Here is a 20,688-nt window from a genome sequence, read left to right on the forward strand (position 1 = left end):
AGCGGGAGCAAGCTCCCTCGCCACAGGTGTTAGGGGGCGGACATTAGCCAGCGATATCGATCAGCACGCTCTTGAAGCGCAAGTTGGCTTCGAAGGCTTCGCGACCCAGGTCCTTGCCGATGCCGGAGCGTTTGTAGCCACCGGTCGGCAGGATGTAGTCATTGCTGCGTCCGTAGCGGTTGACCCACACCGTGCCCGCCTCCAGTCGCCGGACCAGTCGTAGGGCGCGGTTGATGTCGGCGGTGTGCACGCCCGCCGCCAGGCCGTAGGTGGCGTGCGCGGCCAGGCTCAATGCCTGCTGTTCGTCATCGAACGCCTGCACCGTCAGCACCGGGCCGAAGATTTCTTCACAGATCGCCGGGTTCTGATTGTCCAGGCCGGCCAGCAAGGTCGGCTGGTAATAGGCACCGCCCAGCCCTTCAAACAAACCACCGCCAGTCAGCACTTCGGCCCCGGCCTGGCGCGAACGCTGGACGATGCCGTCGATACGGCTGGCCTGCAACCGGGAAATAATCGGCGACAGCGTGCTCTCGGACGACCAGGTCGGCCCCGGGCGCAATTCCTCGAAATACGCCTGCAAGTGCGCAACGAACGGTTCCATGATCGAGCGCTCGATCAACAACCGCGAACCAGACACGCACACCTGCCCGGCATTGCCGGTGATGGCCAGCGCCACGGTGCGCGCGGTTTTCGCGATGTCCGGCACGTCGGCGAACACCAGTTGCGGGCTCTTGCCGCCCAGCTCCAGCGTTACCGGTTTCGGCCCCACCAATGCACAAGTGGACATGATGCTCGAGCCGGTCGCCGTGGAGCCGGTAAAGGTTACCTTGCCCACCCGTGGATGACGGCACAAGGCGTCGCCAGTGACGCGGCCATCGCCCTGAACCACGTTGAAAATCCCGGCAGGAATGCCCGCCTGCAGCGCCAGTTCGGCAAAGCGCAGGCTGGAAAACGGCGTCAGCTCCGACGGTTTGAGCACCACGGCATTGCCGGCAGCCAGTGCCGGCGCGACTTTCCATGAAGCCATGCTCAAGGGGAAATTCCACGGCGCGATGGCGGCGATCACGCCGTACGGTTCAGCGATCTGCATGCCCAGGCGATCGGTCTGGGTCGCCGCGACTTGGCCGCCGTGCTTGTCCGCCAGTTCGGCAAAGAAGCGAATGCCCTCGGCGACATAAGGAATGTCCCAGGCGATCACATCTTTATGCGGACGGGTCGAGCCCACCGCTTCCAGCGGCGCCAGCACGGCGACATCGGCTTCGATCAGATCGGCCCAGCGACGCATGACCCGTGCCCGTTCCCGGGGCGGACGGCTGGCCCAATCGCTGCGGTTAAACGCCTGCCAGGCATCATTGACCGCCTCATCCACCAGGTCGGCATCGGCGATCGGCAACTGGGCATAGGCCTGACCGTCTGAAGGGCGAACCACCTCCAGCCCCGGTTGGGCGTCGCGGTATTTTCCGGCAATAAAATGAGCGCTGCGCACAGCGATAAGGCGAGGATCGAAGCTATCCATGGAGCACTCCAAAAAGGGACGGCGAGGCGTTTACTCAGGCCTCCATCGTAGAAAAAAAGCCCAAGCATTTGCTGCCGACCTTATGGGGCAATTAAGTAGTAAGTGTGGTCTGCAGGCCTTTGATGTGAGGAATCTGCCGAATCCTTCCGCCCCCCTTGTCAGGCCTTCACACAGATGGGATACAGGCATCCTCGCGCCGGAAAACCGGTTGATCGCGCACACTGTAAAACGGAGATTCATCATGTCCGCCTCGCACCCTTCCGCTTATGTCTATCGGCCGATGACCGCTGCTGATTTGCCTTCGGCCCATGCCTTGTCTGTCGAGTTGAAGTGGCCTCATCGCCTGGAAGACTGGGCGATGTTGCAGCGGGTCAGCGAAGGCTTTGTGGTGCTCGATGGCGACCGATTGATCGGCACCGCATTCGCCTGCCGGCAAGGCGACTTCGCCACCATCGGCCTGGTGATTGTCAGTGACGACTATCAGGGCAAGGGCATCGGCCGTCGGTTGATGGAAAACGCGCTGCAAGCCTGCCAGTCGCGCACGCCGATGCTTAATGCGACCCTCGCCGGTGCGCCGCTTTACGCCAGCCAGGGGTTTGTCGAGTTCGGACGGATTCAGCAGCATCAAGGCCTGGCCCAGGCGCCCGCGCTTGAACCACTGGCGGACGGTGAGGAATGCCGCCCGTTACAGGCGGCGGATCGGGCTCCTCAACTGGCACTGGCCAACGCTGGCAGTGGTCTGGACCGGCAAGCGGTGCTCACGGAGCTGTTTGCGGTGGCCGAGCATTCAGTGGGCATCGAGCGCGACGGTCACTTGCGTGCCTTCGCCCTGCTGCGCCCGTTTGGTCGCGGTCGTTGCCTCGGCCCGGTCATCGCCGAAAACCTTGAACAGGCCAAACACCTGATCGCCGTGTTGCTGGCCCAGGTGCCGGACGCTTTCGTGCGAATCGATATTCCAGCGGACAGTGGTTTGAGCGAGTGGCTGGAGCTGGCCGGTCTCAAACAGGTCGACACCGTGGCGCAAATGGCACGGGGTACACCGCCGCAAGCGGTCAACGGCGTACGCCAATTTGCCCTCGTCACCCAAGCCATCGGCTGATCCCGGCGCGCGATGAAGCGAGCGCCTTCCATCACTTTCTACCCCCCATTTGCAGGGAGCGTCACCCGCATGTCTCAACCCACCATTGTGCTGTTGGCCCGCGCCGACGGCAGCCGCGTTTCTACGTCTTTCAAGGCAGCGCCCTTGAGTTCCATCGATCCGTTCATGGACGGTCGCCAGATTGCCTACATCGGGTCCGACAGCATCTCGGCGGGGCTTGTTCACCCCAGCAAATCCTTCGATATCGAGGGCTTCCCGCACACCGAAGTGATCGTGGTCCATGCCGGGCATGTGGTGCTGCAATCCGGGGAACAGGTGCTGGAACTGGGCATCGGTGCCAGCGCCGTGATCGGTCGCGGCACGGCGCTCAGGTTTCAGGCACAACCCGATACGTGCTGGGCCTTCTGCGCCGTCACCAGCCCCAGCGCCGAACAGAAACCGGGGCTGACAGCGCTCGACCCGCTGGCGATGCTGTCCCCTTCGGCAGCACCGGAACCGCAGATACTGATCGGGCCTACGCCGCAGTGCCGCTCGCGCAATGCCTTCGAAGACGACACGACTAATCTGCGCGTGGGTGTCTGGGATTCGACGCCGTACACCCGCCATGGCCGAGCGCACAAACTCAACGAGCTGATGCACCTGCTCGAAGGCAGCGTGACTTTACAGGCGCCGGATGGAACCAGCGTTACGGTCAATCCCGGTGACACCGTGTTCGTACCGCAAGGGGCACCTTGTGCCTGGAACAGTGCGCGGTATGTGCGCAAGGTTTACGCAGTTAAATAACCTAATCTTTTAAATGTTGACTAAGCTGCGAATACGTCAGAAGACGTTAAGGTGGCAGAGAACTCACATTCATAGTCTCGGCAACCTTATTTAAACAAATAAGGAGCCGAACCATGAGTGAAGAGAACAATGCGATTCCGGCGAAAATATTAGATTTGCACACCCATCTGTTCAATGCGCGTTATATGCCTTTGGGGCGGGTCATTGCCGACAAGATGGGAAGAAATGAAAGCAAGTTAGCGGACGTAACTGCTGAACTGTTATGGAGTTTGACGGGATCAGAAAGCAGCCTCCTTGCCAAAGATGTCGACATCAACCCATTGGCTATTAAAAGTAAGGAGCCGTTTGTCGATTTGATTTGGGCGGTGGCGGATTTTGAACTGGCTAAGATTCATTCAGAGCCCACGCAGAACACCAAAAACTTATCGTTAGAGGACGGGCGTTCAAAAGTAATTCTTGACTCAGGCCTGGCCAAAATCATCGACCAGTTGGACGATATCGTCTATGAAGATGAAGGCCTCAGCACAGACGCGCTGATACTCATCCATGACAACTCATTAGCGCCGAAAAACCTTTTCCCCAGTACCATGGGCATCAAATTCTACACATGGGAAAAGGCAGTTAAAAAAGCGCTTCGTGCAGTTTCAAGGCTCTGTAAAAATGTGGAGGACGGAGGCGACTTCATCGAATTCCTATGGACCATGCTTCACGCTGAAGAGGTTTTGGTTGAAAAACTGAACGACAGCTATGGAATATACAAAGATAAAATGCGCTTCGTACACTTCATGATGGACATGGAAAAAGCTTACAAACAACCCGCTGACGTCTGTTATCCGTTTTTCCCCAAGCAGCTTAATAACATGGAGGAGCTACAGCTAAAATACCCCCAAAAAATCATCGGATTCTCGGCATTCGATCCTCGTCGAGATAACTGGAAGGAAATTGCAGACGCCTCCATAAAATCATTCTCAGGATATAAATTCTACCCGGCCATGGGTTACTTACCTTTTGAAGATAGCGATTTAACTGTACGCGACCGAATCGATCAATTTTTTGCATATTGCATAGAACGCGACAGGCCAATATTCGTCCACTGCACCCCCATCGGTTTTGAAACCAAGGAGCATTATGGTCTGAATACCCACCCGAAACTTTGGGCCAATGTACTTCTAAAATTTCCTGGTCTGCGCCTGTGCTTTGGGCATGCGGGGGGAGGCCAAGCCGAAAGAGATGACGGAGCAGGGAAAAAGAAATACTACGGGTGGACCGCCAAAACAGCAGAGCAATGGGATGACCCAGATAATTTTGCGAGGATCATTGCAAAACTGTGCACCCAGTACAAAAACGTTTACTGCGAAGTTGCTTACATCACGGAGCTACTTCAGGGGGAAGACTGGGTTAATTATTTTATAGCCAACCTGGAAACAGCAAGAAAGAATATCGGGCAATATGACTTGATGAAGAAAATAGCCTATGGCTCCGATTGGGACATGCCGTCCATGGTGGATCACACGTTACCGTACCTTGAAGTCTTCCTGAGTATTTTCAACAAGCCTGAGTACGCGCCCTACAGGGAGCGATTCTTTTCAGAAACGGGTTATGAATTCCTCGGTCAAACATAATTGCGTACGAAGACCTCGTATCTCGGCCAACCTCATGTCCGGAGCAATCGCTCCGGACATCTGATCAGCACCTGAAACACACCAGCAATCAGATCAATTGCCTTTAATTACACCGTCGAAACAAAGGTTTTCTGACATTAAGCAGATACTTTTGCCCATCGTTCAGGCGCAAGGGAATGACGATCCTGGTGCGGTGGGCAAACTCGCTGGCGATTGCGTTCAGCCATGCAGCGGCGCTCACCGGGTAAAACGGGATAGACGCCAGACACGCCTTTTGTCCCTGGTTGAGCCTGTCGGCCTCGTCAACGGCATCCAGCACGGTAATGGCGCTTCGCGTAAAGCGAACACAGCGCTGGGTGTACTTGCGCCGTTCAGGTGCTTTGACCAGTCTAAGGTTAGCCGGGCAAAGCAATTCGACCGAGCCAAATGAGTACAGGGAGATAGCATCAATGATGAACTTTTTCTCTTGATCCTCCACCGTATTCCAACGTGTCTTGTCAAATTTTCCGATCGGGTACTTGTCACTTGAAATAAGATAGTGCCGTTGTTCCAGATCGCTCAGACCGATGGTATGAGCGCCGCCCACAGAAACGAAGCCAAACATTGCCGGCGCGGTAATCGTCAAGACACCGATAAAACCGAATACACTGGCCAGCACTAACCTAAAGCGAATCAGTCTGCTTTCAGCCATGCTCATGTGAAAAACGACTGCTGGAAACAATGACCCCAGCATCGTTATAAAACTGAATATAAGCGCTTGGGATAGTCCGAGAATTGTATCGGGGCCGACGAACGACTTGGCGACCACCGATGCCGGGAAAATACCCAGAAAAGCAATCAACTCCAACGCCGCGACCAGTAATGCACACGCCAGGATTTTCCTTGACGTACCAGCCTCTAGAGGTAAACAACCTAGCTTGCCGGCGTTAACCTTAAAAAATTTCCAGGCGGTGCCGACCAGTGGGATTAATGAAAGAAATGCCCATCCTAAATGGGCAGTCGAATAGTCAAGTAGCGTACCCGCCAGCACGACCAATATAAGGACCGCCATGGCGGCTGCCGTCATTCCAAACAACCAGCGAACGACCGTTTTTGCCTGCTCAATCTCTGGCTTTAGGAAGGAGATTGTCGACGAAAAAACATAAGAAGTCACCAGCATGCTGCCGACTAGACCGACAAACAAAAGAAAACACGCAACAAACAGAATGGCCAAAGAGGGACCGAACTCCAGCGATCGCAAGAAAACATCCGGGCGGCCTATGTACAACGAATATGAACTTAAGCTTGCAACTCCGGCAAAAGATGCCAAGAAGGCACACAGTGCAGTGATCCAGCCATAATGCTCTTTAGCAAAGTCTAGCGCCCAGTAGATATCCTTGGCCTTATCCTTAGGTCGTTTAAAATCCGTTCGCACTACAAGCCTCTGCTAGCTTATTCCAAAGACCAATCATACAAGATGTTCAGTCATGCGGAGGTATAGAGCGCAGCAGCGCCGGGTGCATCAGGCGATGCGCGCGCCGTTGCTGAGCGCGCCGTGTTCATAATCGCGTCGATCATAGAGGCTGCGATTGAGCAGGCTCCATTGGCTGTCCTGCAAAAAACCGTTGGCGTTGTCTTGTTCCGATGCCTGAGCGAGCAGGGTTTCCCCTCCCAAGGCCAAAAGCAGGGCGTGCGTGGTTAACGTCTTCACAGCTTTCTCCTGGAAAATCAGTCGTGCGTAGCGGGTCTGCAAGGTGTCCCGCCCAATGGGGGGACACCGAAGAGCGGCTCAGAGGTATTTGAGAATCGCGATGTCGCGACGGCGCTGCTTGAGGTTGGCGAACCAGCGCGTCGGGAAGAACAGCAGCACCCCGAGAATCACGCTCCACAGCCAGACCATGGGCAGGTTATCGAAGCCGTAATAGGTGCCCTGATTGGCGCCCCAGATGGCAACGGCCACCAGGTACATGGCCTTGAGCACATACAGGTGCAACAAGTAGAAGAACATCGGCGCACCACCGTAGACCGCCAGGGTCGCGGTGGACCAACGATCCTGGGCCTTCTCGAACAACGCCAGAAGAATCAGCCCCAGGCCGAGGGTCGGCATCAGGAACATCAGTGACGGCGGGTACTTCTTCGCACTCATGAAGCTCATGAAAGTGCGCAGCGAATCACCGGTCTGCACCCAGGGTTCCTCGCCGTAAACGTTCAGATAGCGGATGAACACAAACGCCGCCAGCAGGCCGAAGCCGACTTTGAGCAAGCGGGAAATCCGCTCTGCCGGTTCCATGTCCTTGCCGAACCACGGCCCGATGGCCCAGCCCAGCAGGATTACGCCGATCCACGGCAACACCGGGTACGTGGTGCGAGCCCGGGTGAACTCGGTGATGTCGATGAATACGCGCTGATGCAGGATCGACCACGGCACGAAGAACGGCGACTCCGGCCCCACGGTCACGCCATCGAGCAGGTTGTGCCCGGCGACAATCGCCACCCCGAGCACGATCAGCCAACCGCGCTTGAAGTGCAGCAACCCGGCAAGCACGATCATGCAGATGCCGATACACCAGATCACTTGCAGCCACAGTGTCTTGGGCGGGAACTCGGCGTTCCAGGCAAAGCACACGAACGTGAGCTCCAGAAACACCAGGAACAGCCCGCGCTTGAGCAGAAACACCGAGGTTTCACTGGCCGTGTGTTTCTGGCTGTAGAGCCAGGCCGACAAACCGGTGAGGAAGATGAACACCGGGGCGCAAAGGGTGCTCAGCAGGCGGGTGAAGAACAGGTCCGGGGTCACGCTCAGCGCATCGATCGGGTCGGTGACCTGACGGTGCAGCAGAAAGGTTTCGCGCACATGGTCGATGAGCATCAACAGCATGACGAAACCGCGCAAGGCATCGATGGCCAACATCCGGGTGTTGGTTTTGGCAACGCTGGTGGCCAGCGCAGGGGAAACACTTCCCGCCTGCCCTGCCACGCTTGTAGATAGGGTCATATCAGTCACTCATGTCTTGGTCAGTGGACTACCGCTGGCTATTTTCCCGTAGCACCGAAGTGCATGCCCAATGTCAGTCAGTTACGGTGAGGAACCTGTGGGAGCGGACTTGCCCGCTCCCACGTGGGTTGCGCTTGAGCTGCAATGGAGTGGACGACGGATGTGTTCGCGGAGTCAGCTTCAGTGCCGCAACAATTTGCGCAGCGGCACGCCGTCCTTGAGCACGGGGGACTTGATGACGATGTAGCTGAAGTACTTGGAGATGCCGATGTTCTTGTCCAGCAGGCTTTCGACCACTTCCTGATAATGCTGGATGCTGCGGGTCATGAAGCGCACCAGGTAATCGTAGCCACCGCTGATCAAGTGGCATTCGAGCACTTCGTCGACCAGACGGATATTGGACTCGAACTTGGCGAAGTCCTCGCGCTTGTGGTCGCTCAAGGTGATCTCGGTGAACACCGTGACCGAGTCGGTGATCTTGGCCAGGTTCAGGTGAGCCTTGTAGCTGGAAATATACCCGGCCGACTCCAGCCGCTTGACCCGTTGCAGGCAGGGGCTGGCCGACAGGCCCACGGCATCGGCCAGGCTGACGTTGGTCATGCGCCCGTCCTTTTGCAGCTCAACCAGGATGCTGATGTCGATTCGGTCCAGTTTTACTAAACCTTCCATTGCGTACCTCTTGACTGCCGTTTGTAAGACAATCTTCTAGCAAAATCAGCGCCGTAAAGACAGCTGATGCTGAGCCACCAGATCCGCCATGCTGTTGATGCAGTAATCCGCCGCGCACGGCGACGGGTGTCTGGCCCGGCCGCGACAGATCAGGCAGACCGCGCCCGCCCCCGGTTGCCGGGCGCCAGGCCGGGTTACCTGGAGGATGGTGTTGGCATCAAGGTCATTGGCCGCCAGCCAGTCATGGTCCTGCAATGGGTCGCTTGCCAGGGAAATAAAATCGTCGGGCATGATCCCCAGGCGTTCGCACAGCAGGCCGCGATCTTCGGCGTCACGGTCGCCATGCACCAGCAGGCGATAGAACTTGCGCAAATACAGCATGGCGCCGGGTGCATCCTCGAACAACGACCAGCCGACGACGGACCGGGCGAAGCTCATGCCCTCCTCCCAGCTGGCTTTCAACTCCCAGCGCTCGGCCAATTGACGGTGGGCGAAACACAGCAAACCACTGAAGCCCAACTCGCCGAAACGCGGGTACAGCGCCTGCACCACCTCGCTGAATTCGGCCAGCACCTGTGCCTTGTCCGAGTGACCGCCACGGCTGTCGAGCAGCGGCTGCAACGCCGCCCAGACTCCGGAGTCGCGATCCACCAGCACCTCATCGCAATCGATCAGCAACGCTCGATACTCAGTCAGCCCCATGGTGTGTAAAGCCTCCGATGATGCATTCCATCAATCCATGCTCCATAAATGCTCACGGGCGATGCCGTGTGGCAGCGCCCGTGAGCTGGCGTGAGCTCAGTTCAAGACTCGTGCCAGTGCCGCGTCGAGAATCTGCAACGCTTCATCGATCTGTGCTTCGCTGGTCACCAGTGGCGCGAGGAAGCGCAACACGTTGCGTTGCACGCCGCACTTGATCACCAACAGGCCACCGGCCCGGGCTTCGTCGATCAGTCGTTGGTTGAGGTCGGCATCCGCGGTCCGTGCCTCGTCATCCTTGATCAGCTCGATCGCCAGCATGAAGCCGCTGCCGCGCACGTCGCCGATCCGCGGGTAACGGGCCTGCAAGCGCAACAGTCCCTGACGCAGACGCTCGCCCAACGCTTCGCCACGGGCCAGCAACTGCTCTTGCTCGTAGGCCTCGATTACCGCCAGCGCCGCCGCGCACGACAGCGCGTTGCCGCCGTAAGTACCGCCAAGGCCGCCGGGCAATGGCGCGTCCATAATCTCGGCTTTGCCGACCACACCGGACAGCGGCAAACCGCCAGCCAGGCTCTTGGCCACGGTGACCAGATCCGGCTGAATCCCGGCGTGCTGGAAACCGAACCATTTGCCGGTACGCCCGAAACCGGTCTGGATCTCATCGAGGATCAGCACGATGCCGTGCTTTTCAGTCAGGGCACGCAGGGCCTGTAGAAACTCCGCCGGTGCCGCGAGGAAACCGCCATCGCCCTGCACCGGTTCGATGATGATCGCCGCGACCCGCTCAGGCGCCACTTGGGTCGCCAACAACTCGTCCAGTGCCTTGAGCGCCATGTCGCTGGTGACACCGCGATAGGCATTCGGATACGGGGTGTGGAAGACCTCCGGCGCGAACGGCCCGAAGTTCTGTTTATACGGCTGGCTCATGCCGGTCAGCGTGGTGCCGAGCAAGGTCCGGCCATGGAACCCGCCACGAAAGGCGATCACCGCCGAGCGGTTGGTGTGGGCGCGGGCAATCTTCACCGCGTTTTCCACCGCTTCGGCGCCGGAGGTAAAGAACGCTGCTTTATAAGCGTCATGGCCGCCGATCATTTCGCACAGGCGCTGGGCCAGGTCGAGATAAGGCTTATAGGCCACCACCTGAAAACACGCGTGGGAGACTTTCTGCAACTGCGCCTGCACCGCCGCGACCACCTTCGGGTGATTGTGACCGATGTTAAGCACACCGATACCGCCGACAAAGTCCAGGTAGCGCTTGCCGTCCACGTCCCACAATTCTGAACCCTGGGCCCGATCGATCACCAACGGGTGCGCGGTAACCAGGCCACGTGGCACGAATTGATCGCGCTGACGGAGCAAATGAGGGGTTTCGTCGACTTTGCTATTCATGGCATTTCCCATCGTGAGTCCGGCAACCGGGAAGTGGTTGCGATGGTGTTCAGGTTAAGGCTTGCGCGAAACGAACTACGCCGAACTTGCCCCCTGAGAAATTCGGATCGACTGTTTTCACCCCGCCAAACGGCAGATTCCTTCAGCCCGCCGAATCTGCCGATGCCGGGTCGATACAAGATCACACAACCCGTTAAAGCCGCTGCTTTCGACAGATCCTGCGCTGGTATTGCGCGATGATGGGCAGCCCCTTCACCTTTCAGGAAATGCCCATGGCCCTGCTGTATAAAGCTGACCCTGTGCGCGGCGAACAGTGGAAAGCGCTGTTTGCCGAACACGCCCCGGATATCGAATGGCGCGCCTGGCCGGACATCGGCGACCCGAAGGACATTCAATACCTGGCCGCGTGGCAGGCACCTGACGATCTCGACGTTGTGCTGCCGAATCTGCAAGTGCTGTTTGCCCTGTCCGCCGGCGTCGATCAACTCGACCTCGGACGCCTGCCGGCGAGCTTGCCGGTGGTGCGCCTGCTGGATCCGGGCATCACCCGTGGCATGTGCGAATACGCGACTTTTGCCGTACTCAGCCTGCACCGCGACATGCTGCGCTATCGCCAGCAACAAATAGCTCGCTGCTGGCAGGCGCACTTGCTGCAACCGGCGGCCAAACGTCGGGTCGGGGTCATGGGGCTCGGCGCCCAGGCGCAGCAGATTCTGGCGACCTTGCAACCGCTGGGCTTTGCCTTGTCCGGCTGGGCGCGCAGTGCCCATCACATTCCGGGGGTCGATTGCTATGCCGGCAACGCGCAACTGTCGGCGTTCCTCAGCCAGTGCGACATTCTGTTGTGTGTATTGCCGCTGACCGAACAGACCCAGGGCATTCTTGATCGCAACCTGTTTGAGCAACTGCCCAAGGGCGCGGCGCTGATCAACATGGGCCGTGGTGGGCATTTGATAGAAGAGGATCTGCTGGAAGCGCTGGGCAGCGGGCATTTGAGCGGCGCGGTACTCGATGTGCTGCAGCAGGAACCGGCACAGGAGGATCATCCGTTCTGGCACCACCCGCAGATTCTGCTGACGCCACACATCGCCGCGATGACCCAGCCGGAAAGCGCATTCGGGGTGTTGCTGGAGAACATCCGCCGGCATCAACGGGGGGAGCCGATGCTCGGCGAGATCGATCGCGCGCAGGGTTATTGAGCGCCGATGCAGTAACGGGCGCTCAGGGGCTAATGCCGGTCAGTTCAGCCGCAACGCACTCTTTGTGCGTTCGCCGTAGCAGCTGTCGAGCTTGCGAGGCTGCGTTCGGCTGCGAAGCAGTCGTGAATCCGGCTAACGCGGTCTGCCTGATGCACCGCAATGTCTGGTTTTACGACTGCTCTGCAGCCGAACGCAGCCTCGCAAGCTCGACAGCTGCTACAGATCGCATTACGGCTTAATTGTCCGGCATTAATAGGTTTAGTGAGTTCCCGGGAACGTTGTTATCACAGGAAATGTATTGCCCGCCACGCCGGATCAGTTGTTCCTGCATTCGCTGGCAGCGCTCCTGTTCCTGCTGCATCGAACGGTCGATGCTGATGTTGCCGGTCTTCTCCGGTTGTTTGCCGTCACCCAGGCGCACGGTCACCCAGGGCTGTTCCGGCTGGAGCTGGAAGCGGCTTTTTTCTTCGACGGGCTTGGCGGTTTCGGCGGCTGCCGGTTTCGGCAACTGATCGGAAGTGACCCCGTAACGGGTCAGAATCGAGCTCTGAGGCAGTTCTGCGGCGGCGGCTGCCGATAACAAGGCCAGCGCCAGACCGAAGGTGTACCTCTTGCTGTTACTCACGTTACTAAATCTCCTGTACTCAATAGCGGCATGCAGCACCGACGTCATAGGAATAACGCGTGTACGGGCTAAAGCTTTAGTGCCAGTTCCTGTTGGTGCAGGTATTGGAGTCCGAGAGTGGCCAGTGAGTCACGGGGACAGGCAGGATTACCGCGTCATCGTTCATCGCGGGCAAGCTTCGCTCCTGCATTGGAATGTATTTCCCCTGTAGGCGCGAAGCTTGCTTGCGAAGAGGTCCTTACCGGCGCCCCATTACCCTCAGGCGATCACAATCGCGCTACCGGACAAACTGTCCAGCCCAACACCTACCAGGGTCACCGAATCACTGCCAAACGTCAGCAACGTATCCTGCCCCACCGCCGTGGCATGGGCACGGAAGTCGTCGTTTGGCGCAACACCCTGAACCCCGAGGAACACCAGTTTGTCGTTGGCCTGGTAACCCACCACCCGGTCCTGGCCAAACGCGCCGCTGAACAGGAAGGTATCGACCCCGCCACCGGACTCGATCAGGTCATTGCCCGCCCCGCCGACAAACACATCGTTGCCGGCGCTGCCGATCAAGTGGTCGTTGCCGTCCAGGCCAAACAACCAGTCGCCCGTTGCATGGGCCTTGAGGGTGTCGGTGCCGGTGGTGCCCTTCACGCTCGAGGCGTACTGGGTCAGGTTGCTGCCGACGGTGAGGCCATTGGCGGTGACGCTGTGGGTCACATCATCCTTGAACAGGCCCCAGAGAAACCCCGGTTCCTTGGTAACGATGCTGCCGATGTCGCGGGTGATGCTGATGCCGCCATTGGCGTCACGCACGTACAGGTTGCCGGCACCGTCATTGGCGAAGACGAAGTTCTTCACCGACTGTTGCAGGTCCAGCACGTTGCTGCCCTTGCCGCCCAACAGGATGTTGTAGCCACCACTGTCGCGGAAGGTGTCGTTACCGTCGCGGCCTTCGATGTAGTCGTTGCCCTTGCCGCCCTGGATCAGGTCATTGCCGTCGCTGCCGATGATGAAGGTGCTGCCTTTGTGGGTTTCGGCGTTGCGGTTCAAGTCCTGGACCCAGGTGTTGGCTCGCGCCGGGTCCGAGAGGTTGGCGACGATGATCGTCGAATCCTTGCTCGTCAGGTCGTAGAACTTCGACTCCAGCACCCGGGTCATGCCGTCGCCGTAACCGGTGGGCAAGTGCGAGATCCAGGTAGGAATGTTAAGGATGGAATACGGCAACACATTCCATGCCGTCGAGGCGTAGTGGTCGTTGAAGCTGACGATGTTATCGGTCGCTGAATCCTTGGGAGCATCGTGCACGCCCACCGAAGCCAGGTTGAACGACGAGCCGTCGAGGGCGCGGAACACCGGGTCGTTTTCGTAACCGATGTTCAGCACTTTGTCGCTGCTGCTTTGGGTCGGCGAGGCGTAGGCGATGTAATTGGAGTCCTGGTAGAACCCGGACCATTTTTCGCTGCTCAAGTCCGCCAGGCTGTTGACGGCCAACCCGCCGAGGCTGTGGCCGCTGACCAGCACGTCCTTGCCTGCCAGGCCATTGGCCTGGGCAAACGCCGCGACTTTGCCGAGCAAATTGCCAAAGGCTTCGCCCACATAGTTTTTCGCGTAATCCTTGGGGCCCAACGCCGCCAGCAGATCGTTGATCACGTCGCCGATGGAGTCGCCGATCTGGATTTCCCGTGGGCCGCTGGTGCCGCGAAAGGCAATGCCGATTTCCGTGAGATGGCCCTGGGCGTCGTACTTGCCGAGGATCTCCACTTGCGCACTGGTGTAACCGGCCTTCTCGCCGCAGAAGGTTCCGCGAGCGTCGGTCTTGCCGTCATAGCCCAGTTGCGCGGCGGTGATTGGTGTCCAGCCGGCCTTTTGCACGGCTTCGAGTGCGGCCTTTTCCGAATCGGGGTTCCAGGGAATGCCGGGGATGACGCCCTGGGAATCGGTGCCGCCAATCAGCGCGGTCACTAGAGTTGCCGGCAAGCCCAGGCCGAAGCCGTTTTGCTGGTAACCGGTGGCGAAACCGTTGTCGAGGTTGTGATAGGAATACAGCGTGATCGCCATGGCGTCGCTGAACAACGCCTTGGAATCTGCTGTACCGAAGTTTTTGTAGTCATACACACCCATTGGTATTGCCTCTCTCTTTGTTGGAATTGTCAGAGATAGCTCACAGCCAGGACGCCTCGATCACGAGGCGCCCCGGAGCCTCTAGTGCATGCAGCCTTTACGCAAAGGTAATTCCCGAAGCCGACAGGTTATCCAGTCCCACCCCCACCAGCGTCACGGCGTAATCGCCAATCTTCAGCACTGTGTCGTTGCCGGCCTGTGAGGCATGCTGGGTGTAGTCATAGCCCTGCCCCGCGCCCTGGACTCCGATGAACACCAGTTTGTCGCTGCCCTGGTAGCCATTGATCGCGTCAAAGCCGAAGGCACCGCTGAACAGAAAGGTGTTGCCGCCGCCCGAGGCATGCATCACGTCATTGCCCGTGCCACCGACGAAGGTCACGTGGCTTTTGTCGCTGCGCAGCAGGTCGTTGCCGGCGTTGCCGAACAGCCAGTCACCGTCGACGCTGGCCACCAGCGTGTTGCCGTAGGCGTCGCCGTTGAGCGAATGGTTGTAGTGGGTCAGTTCCGTACCATTGAGCAAGCCATTGGCGGTGACGTTGTAGGTCACCTCCTTGCTGCCCCACCACGAACCCGACTCCTTGCTCACCAGCGCGCCGATGTCGCGGGTCATGCTGATGCCGCCGTAGGCGTCGCGCACATACAGGGTGCCGTCGCCGTCATTGGCAAAGCTGAAGTTCTGCAACGGTTTCTGCAGCTCGAAGGTGTTGCTGCCCTTGCCGCCCAGCAGCAGGTTGTAGCCGCCGTCATCGCGGAACCGGTCGTTACCGTCGCGACCTTCGATGAAGTCATTGCCGGCGCCGCCCTTGAGCCAGTCATTGCTGTCGGTGCCGATGATGAAGGTGCTGCCGGTGTGGGGCTCGCCGCTGCGGCCCAGATCTTCGACCCAAGTGGTGCCTCGGGACGACTCCGACAGGTTGGAAACGATCAGCGTCGAGTCCTTGTCGGTGAGGTCGTAGAAGCGCGAGTCGATCACCCGGTTCAAGCCGTCGGCATAGCCCAACGAGCCATGGGCCGACCAGTTCAGCGGGTTGAGGATGCTGAACGGCACCAGGTTCTGCGCGGTGGACGCGTACTGGTCATTGAAGTTGACGATGTTGTTGGTCGCCGAATCCTGATGACCGTCGTGCTTGCCCAGCGAGCCACTGCTGAAAGTGGTGCCATCGAGCACGCGAAACACCGGGTCGTTCTCGTAACCGATGTTCAGCACGTTGTTGCCGGTGGCGCTTTGGGTCGGCGAGGCGAAGGCGATGTAGTTGGCGTCCTTGAAGAAACCACCCCAGTTATTGCCGCTCAACTCCGCCAGGCTGTTGACCCCCAACCCGCCGAGGCTGTGCCCGCTGACCAGTACGTCCTTGGCGCTCAGGCCGTGGGCGATGGCAAACGCGGCGACATTTTTGAGCAAAGTGTCGAAGGCATTTTTCGCGTAGTTCGTCGCGTAATCCACCGGGCCGACCGCGGCCAGCAGGTTGTTTTTCATGTCACCGAAGGTGTCGCTGTAGCCCAGGCCACCAGTGCCGCGGAAGGCGATAGCGAGGCCGATCAGCTGCCCTGCCCCGTCGTATTTACCGAGGATTTCGGCTTCGGCGCTGGTGAAGCCGTCCTTCTCGCCATAGAAGGTGCCTTGAGGCCCGACCTTGCCCTGATAGCCCAAGGCTGCCGCGCCAATCGGCGCCCAAGCGGTCGCCGGCAGTGGCTGGCCGGTGGGCGTGTAGGCGTAGAGCGTCAGCGCGATGGCATCGCTGTACAACGCCTTGCCGTCAGCATTTTTGTAATCAAACAGTCCCATGTTGTGGCTTCCTTTGCGTCAAATCAGAACTGCCAGTCCAGGGTCAGGCCCACACCGTGGTCTTTTTCCCGGGAGCCGAGCAGCCCGTTGTAATCCAGGTTCAAACGGGTATCGCGGCCCAGCGCCAGTCCGGCACGGACGCCGACCACCGCGGCATCGCGGTCCATGGACACGCTTTGCACGCTGAACGCGGTGTTGCCGTTGACGAAGGCCAGGTGGTCTTCGGAACGGGTGCTGCTCAGGTTGTGCTGCCAGCCGAGCGTGCCGGACAGTTCCAACTGGTGCTGGTCGGACAGCGCAATGGCTTTGCTCGCCCGCAGACCGAGGGTCGATAGCACCGCATCGCGGTTGTTTTCACCGCCCTTGAGTGCGGCGGCGTCACCTTTTTCGCTAAAGCTGTCGCTGTTCAGGTGCACGTAGGCCAGGTTGGCGAACGGCTCCAGTGCCAGCGGTTGCAGGTCCAGGCGATAGGCCGCTTCGGTGAACAGCTGTGCAGTCGTCGCATCGCGTTTGGATTTCTGCTTGCCGCTGACGTCACCGAATTGCAGGTCGCGTTTGACGTCGATGCGATGCCAGCTGTAAGCACCGCCGACACTCAGGCGCAGCGCGTCGATTTCATGGCCCAGGTAGGCACCCAAGTGATAGCTGTCGACCTCGGCCTGCGAATGCGTGCCATCGCCCATGCTCAATGAGCTATCGCTGTAACCAGTGACGAAACCCAACCGCGTATGTTCAGTGATCAAGCCATCGACACCGGCCAGCAGCCCGCCAATGGAGCTGTTGGAACTGGCGTTGTCATGCCCGCCATCGCTCTTGCCCCAGGCGCCGAGCACTTTGAGCCAGGCGTTGCTGCGGTCATCGGTTGGTGCGCCGGCGTCGAACAGATCACGCTCGCGCAAACGTTCGCCGACGGCATCGCGCAGGTAGCGGCTGTCGTTGATCAGCAGCGTACCGATCGCCGGATGAATCTCGCCAGACAGCTGCTGGAACGCTTGTTGCGCGACAGCGGCGGTCGGCGACAGCAGCAGGGTTTCGTACAGCGGATTGCCTGCGCCCAGTTGCTCGGCGGCAGCGGCCACGGCGCGTTGGTTCGGGGTTTGGCCGGCACTGGTGAACGACGTTGCGTTGCGCACGACGGCCAGTTGAATGCCGCCCGCCGAATAATCGAGAGTGCCGCCGAGGAACAGGTAGTCCGGCACTACCGCACCGAAGCGTCCTTCAATCCCGCCTGTTGCTTGCAGAATGTTGTACCGAGTGCCGAGCAGGGTTTTCGCCTCGCCGGTGGTCAACAGCGTCGGGCTGTTTTCCAGCGACAGGCTGACCGTTGCGCCGTCAATGATCGCCTTGCCGCCGGCGATGATCTGGTCGCTGCTGGTGGGCGACAGTTCTACGGCGTAGGTCGAACCAGGTTCGAAGGTCACGTCGCCCGCCACCTGCAAGGTGCCGATGGAGTTGCCCGGCGCTACGGTGCCGCCGCTTTTGGCGGTCAGCGCCGCAATGCTGCCGTTACCACCAAGGATGCCGCTGTTGTTGACGGTGACGGCCGACAGCAGCGAACCGTTGATCGCCAATCGGCCCTGATTGACCAGGGTCGGGCCGGTGTAGGTGTTGGCGCCGGTCAGCACCAGCGTGCCGATGCCCTGCTTGGTCAGGCCGCCATGGCCGGAAATGTCGTTACGCCAGAAGTCGAGCCCGCAATGCACGTCATTGCACACGCGCTCGGTGGGTTTGCCGGCGTCGATGATCGCGCCGATACCCGGCAAGTCCGCGACAAACTGGCTGGAGCCGTAGGCGCCGTTGATGCGGAACTCCTCGGGAATGTCCTGCTCGGTGACGAACATCGCCGGGCCATCGATGCCTTTGCGCAGGTTGATCATGCCCCAGCCGTACAGTGCGTCGACGCCGGGTGCGCCGAGGTCGGTGGCGGTGGTGCGCAGCACGCTGGCAACTTGCGCGCCGGTCATGTACGGGAAGCGTTCCATCAACACCGCTATCGAGCCGGCAACGTGCGGCGCCGCCATCGAGGTGCCGTTGTAGTTGGCATAGCCGGTGGTCAGGTCAGCGGCATTGGTGCCGCTGATGATCGAGCTATAGATGCGGCTGCCCGGTGCCGACACGCAGAAACTCGCGGTGTAGCCGCAACGCGACGAGAAGGTGCTGATGTTGTAGAGGTCCGGGCTGTTGATATCCGGGTTCTTCTGCAACGCGGCGACGGTCATCCAGTTCGGCGCGATCTGGGGGACGAAGTAACCGAGGCCGGCGATGGCGTCCGGGTTGTTGAGGTTGTAGTCGTTGCCGGCGGCGAAAATTGTCACGATGCCGCTGCGGGCCGCCGCGATGGCGCCGTCGTAGGCACCGCCGGGTTTGGTCCCGAGCAAGGTCTGGATTTCGTTGAATTGCAGTTGCGCGTCCTGCACGGTGAAGTGCGGGTATGCCGGGTCCCGGCCGCCGAGGTCGAAGCGGTCGGTGATGCCGATGCCCCAGCTGTTGTTGATGATTCGCGCGCCGCTGGCGATCAGGGCGTCCCAACCGGCCTTGTACACCGCGCCGTCGTTGCCGCGAATGATGCCGTCTTCCGGGCCAGGGTCGCCGTTGTCGGCGCTGATGATCTGCGCGCCAAAGGCGACGCCGTGCATCGGCCCGCCGTCGCGACTGCCCGCGGCAATCCCGCCAACGTGGGTGCCGTGGGCGCCGAGTTTGCCGTTGGAGCCTACCGAGGGCGAACCGTCATAGAGAAAAGCGTCCCCGGCTTTGACCGGAATGTACGGGTCGGTGTATTCACGGATGCCGCTGGTGACCAGCGTGACCACCTTGTTGGCCCCGGAAAACTCCGGGTGCAAGGCGTAGACCGGCTGGTCGAAGATCCCCAGTTTCACCCCTTTGCCGGTGTAACCGGCCGCATAGGCATCCTGAGCGTTGATCGCCCCCAGCCCCCAGTCGGCGTTGAACTCCGCGCTGCGCCAACTGTTCGGGTCACCGACCCTGCCGTTTTCCACGTAGGGTGCCGCGTGTGCGGTGCCCAGGGTTGCCAGTGCACAGAGCAAGGCAAGTTTGTTGTACTTGTTATCCATCAAGCTACCGTCCTTAGTTGTGTTGCAAAAATCCTTGGGCCTTCAAAGGCGTGTCTTGTCCTGCTGATACATCACGCATCAACCCGATCTGTAGCAGCTGCCGAGCTGCGCGAGGCTGCGTTCGGCGGCGCAGCCGTCGCAAACCCTGCCTGCAAGGTTTTCCTGACACACCGTGATAGCTGACTTCACGACTGCTTCGCAGCCTCGCGCTGCTCGGCAGCTGCTACAGGCGAACTACTAAAACTGCCAATTGAGACTCAGCCCGACTCCATGGCTCTTCTCGCGGCTGGCCAGTTGGCCGGTGTAATCGAGGTTCAACCGAATGTCCCGACTCAAGACCAGGCTGGCATGGGCGCCCACCAGCGCCGCATCACGAACCAGCGGCGAGCTCTGCACCGCGAACGGTGCGCCACCGCTGGCAAACGCCAGGTGTTCTTCGGAATCGGTGTTGCTCAGGTTGTGCTGCCAACCGAGGCTGCCGCTCAGGTCCAGCTTTGAAGTAGCGCGGGTCGGGGTTGGGACCGAACAGGAAACTATCGTTCTTGTTGGTGTTGCCGACGTAGATTTGCGCGTTGAACGCCACACCGTGCGTGCCGCTGCCATCGCGAGACGCGCCCATGGTGCCGGTGACGTGGGTGCCGTGGGAGTCATTGTTGGCGTTGAGCGTGCCGTCGACGTTGAACGCTGAACCATCGACATAGCTGCCGCTGGCCGTCACGGCGTGGTAACGGTCGGCGGCGAATTCGGGATGGCTGGAATCGAAACCGGAATCCAGCGCGCCGATTTTCACGCCTTTGCCGGTGATGCCGGCGGCATAGGCTTGATCGGCCTGCATCCGCCCCAGGCCCCAATCGCGCTGGAACTCCGCCGAACGCCAACTGGCCGGGTCGCCGAGGGTGCCGGTTTCCAGGTACTGCGCCTGGGCCGAACCCGGCGCTGATGAAATCAAGAGCAGCAGCGTGCCGACCGACATCGGCTTGATCTGTACGTCCATGTGCATGAAATCTCGCTTTCTTGGCGTTTTTAGAGTTCTAGGCCCCGGTCCCAGGGGCGACGTGTTGCTGTGATTCTGTGGCGAGGGAGCTTGCTCCCGCTGGGCTGCGAAGCAGACCCAATGGCGGTTGCTGCGCAACCGAACGGG

General features: G+C 59.7%; 15 protein-coding genes and 2 pseudogenes. 4 read left to right on the forward strand and 13 right to left on the reverse strand.

Features of this window, described 5'->3' with window-relative positions; all coding sequences use genetic code 11:
• Window positions 1–43 precede the first annotated feature (43 nt).
• Complete coding sequence (locus tag ACCC96_RS29055) at window positions 44–1,516, reverse strand: aldehyde dehydrogenase family protein (RefSeq protein ID WP_258668448.1); 1,473 nt, start codon at window positions 1,514–1,516, stop codon at window positions 44–46.
• A 241-nt stretch (window positions 1,517–1,757) separates the two neighbouring features.
• On the opposite strand from ACCC96_RS29055, the gene ACCC96_RS29060 reads away from it, so the two are divergent.
• From ACCC96_RS29060 to ACCC96_RS29070, 3 genes are all read left to right on the forward strand, one after another.
• On the forward strand, window positions 1,758–2,615 hold the full coding sequence (locus tag ACCC96_RS29060; protein WP_413697611.1) for a GNAT family N-acetyltransferase: 858 nt from the start codon (window positions 1,758–1,760) through the stop codon (window positions 2,613–2,615).
• A 69-nt stretch (window positions 2,616–2,684) separates the two neighbouring features.
• Entirely contained in the window at window positions 2,685–3,398 is a 714-nt protein-coding gene (locus tag ACCC96_RS29065) for a cupin domain-containing protein (RefSeq protein WP_413697612.1), read from the forward strand.
• Window positions 3,399–3,511: 113 nt separating this feature from the next.
• On the forward strand, window positions 3,512–5,020 hold the full coding sequence (locus ACCC96_RS29070; RefSeq protein ID WP_413697613.1) for an amidohydrolase family protein: 1,509 nt from the start codon (window positions 3,512–3,514) through the stop codon (window positions 5,018–5,020).
• A gap of 103 nt (window positions 5,021–5,123) precedes the next feature.
• On the opposite strand, the gene ACCC96_RS29075 is transcribed toward ACCC96_RS29070, so the two are convergent.
• The 6 genes from ACCC96_RS29075 to gabT form a co-directional block, all read right to left on the reverse strand.
• Complete coding sequence (locus ACCC96_RS29075) at window positions 5,124–6,434, reverse strand: hypothetical protein (protein WP_258614386.1); 1,311 nt, start codon at window positions 6,432–6,434, stop codon at window positions 5,124–5,126.
• A gap of 87 nt (window positions 6,435–6,521) precedes the next feature.
• The gene (locus ACCC96_RS29080) at window positions 6,522–6,710 is read right to left on the reverse strand and encodes an OprD family porin (protein WP_258614387.1); all 189 of its coding nucleotides are present in this window, start codon (window positions 6,708–6,710) and stop codon (window positions 6,522–6,524) included.
• 78 nt (window positions 6,711–6,788) lie between these two features.
• Window positions 6,789–7,994 (reverse strand): DUF1624 domain-containing protein, encoded by a 1,206-nt coding sequence (locus ACCC96_RS29085; protein WP_413697614.1) that lies wholly within the window; start codon window positions 7,992–7,994, stop codon window positions 6,789–6,791.
• Between the two features lie 180 nt (window positions 7,995–8,174).
• A complete protein-coding gene (locus tag ACCC96_RS29090; protein ID WP_003174918.1) occupies window positions 8,175–8,663 on the reverse strand; it encodes an Lrp/AsnC family transcriptional regulator in 489 nt (162 codons plus the stop codon).
• A gap of 45 nt (window positions 8,664–8,708) precedes the next feature.
• On the reverse strand, window positions 8,709–9,365 hold the full coding sequence (locus tag ACCC96_RS29095; protein WP_413697615.1) for a 2-haloalkanoic acid dehalogenase: 657 nt from the start codon (window positions 9,363–9,365) through the stop codon (window positions 8,709–8,711).
• A gap of 96 nt (window positions 9,366–9,461) precedes the next feature.
• Window positions 9,462–10,754 (reverse strand): 4-aminobutyrate--2-oxoglutarate transaminase, encoded by a 1,293-nt coding sequence (gene gabT, locus ACCC96_RS29100; protein WP_019649875.1) that lies wholly within the window; start codon window positions 10,752–10,754, stop codon window positions 9,462–9,464.
• A 272-nt stretch (window positions 10,755–11,026) separates the two neighbouring features.
• Between gabT and ACCC96_RS29105 the strand changes: the two genes are divergently transcribed.
• Window positions 11,027–11,953 carry a 2-hydroxyacid dehydrogenase gene (locus tag ACCC96_RS29105; RefSeq protein WP_413697616.1) on the forward strand — a complete coding sequence of 309 codons (927 nt, stop codon included), beginning with the start codon at window positions 11,027–11,029 and terminating at the stop codon, window positions 11,951–11,953.
• A gap of 235 nt (window positions 11,954–12,188) precedes the next feature.
• Here ACCC96_RS29105 and ACCC96_RS29110 read toward each other — a convergent pair whose 3' ends face one another.
• The 6 genes and pseudogenes from ACCC96_RS29110 to ACCC96_RS29135 form a co-directional block, all read right to left on the reverse strand.
• The gene (locus ACCC96_RS29110) at window positions 12,189–12,578 is read right to left on the reverse strand and encodes a hypothetical protein (RefSeq protein ID WP_258668459.1); all 390 of its coding nucleotides are present in this window, start codon (window positions 12,576–12,578) and stop codon (window positions 12,189–12,191) included.
• 258 nt (window positions 12,579–12,836) lie between these two features.
• The gene (locus ACCC96_RS29115) at window positions 12,837–14,690 is read right to left on the reverse strand and encodes a polyurethanase (RefSeq protein ID WP_413697617.1); all 1,854 of its coding nucleotides are present in this window, start codon (window positions 14,688–14,690) and stop codon (window positions 12,837–12,839) included.
• A gap of 97 nt (window positions 14,691–14,787) precedes the next feature.
• Window positions 14,788–16,476 (reverse strand): polyurethanase, encoded by a 1,689-nt coding sequence (locus tag ACCC96_RS29120; RefSeq protein ID WP_413697618.1) that lies wholly within the window; start codon window positions 16,474–16,476, stop codon window positions 14,788–14,790.
• A 23-nt stretch (window positions 16,477–16,499) separates the two neighbouring features.
• Entirely contained in the window at window positions 16,500–19,547 is a 3,048-nt protein-coding gene (locus tag ACCC96_RS29125; RefSeq protein ID WP_413697619.1) for an autotransporter domain-containing protein, read from the reverse strand.
• Between the two features lie 237 nt (window positions 19,548–19,784).
• Window positions 19,785–20,042: pseudogene (locus ACCC96_RS29130) on the reverse strand (autotransporter domain-containing protein); the annotation flags it as partial.
• Window positions 20,038–20,520, reverse strand: a pseudogene (locus tag ACCC96_RS29135) (S8 family serine peptidase); the annotation flags it as partial. The pseudogenes ACCC96_RS29130 and ACCC96_RS29135, both read right to left, overlap by 5 nt.
• Window positions 20,521–20,688: the final 168 nt, after the last annotated feature.

This window comes from Pseudomonas sp. Pseusp11 (assembly GCF_047304405.1).
Lineage (GTDB): Bacteria > Pseudomonadota > Gammaproteobacteria > Pseudomonadales > Pseudomonadaceae > Aquipseudomonas.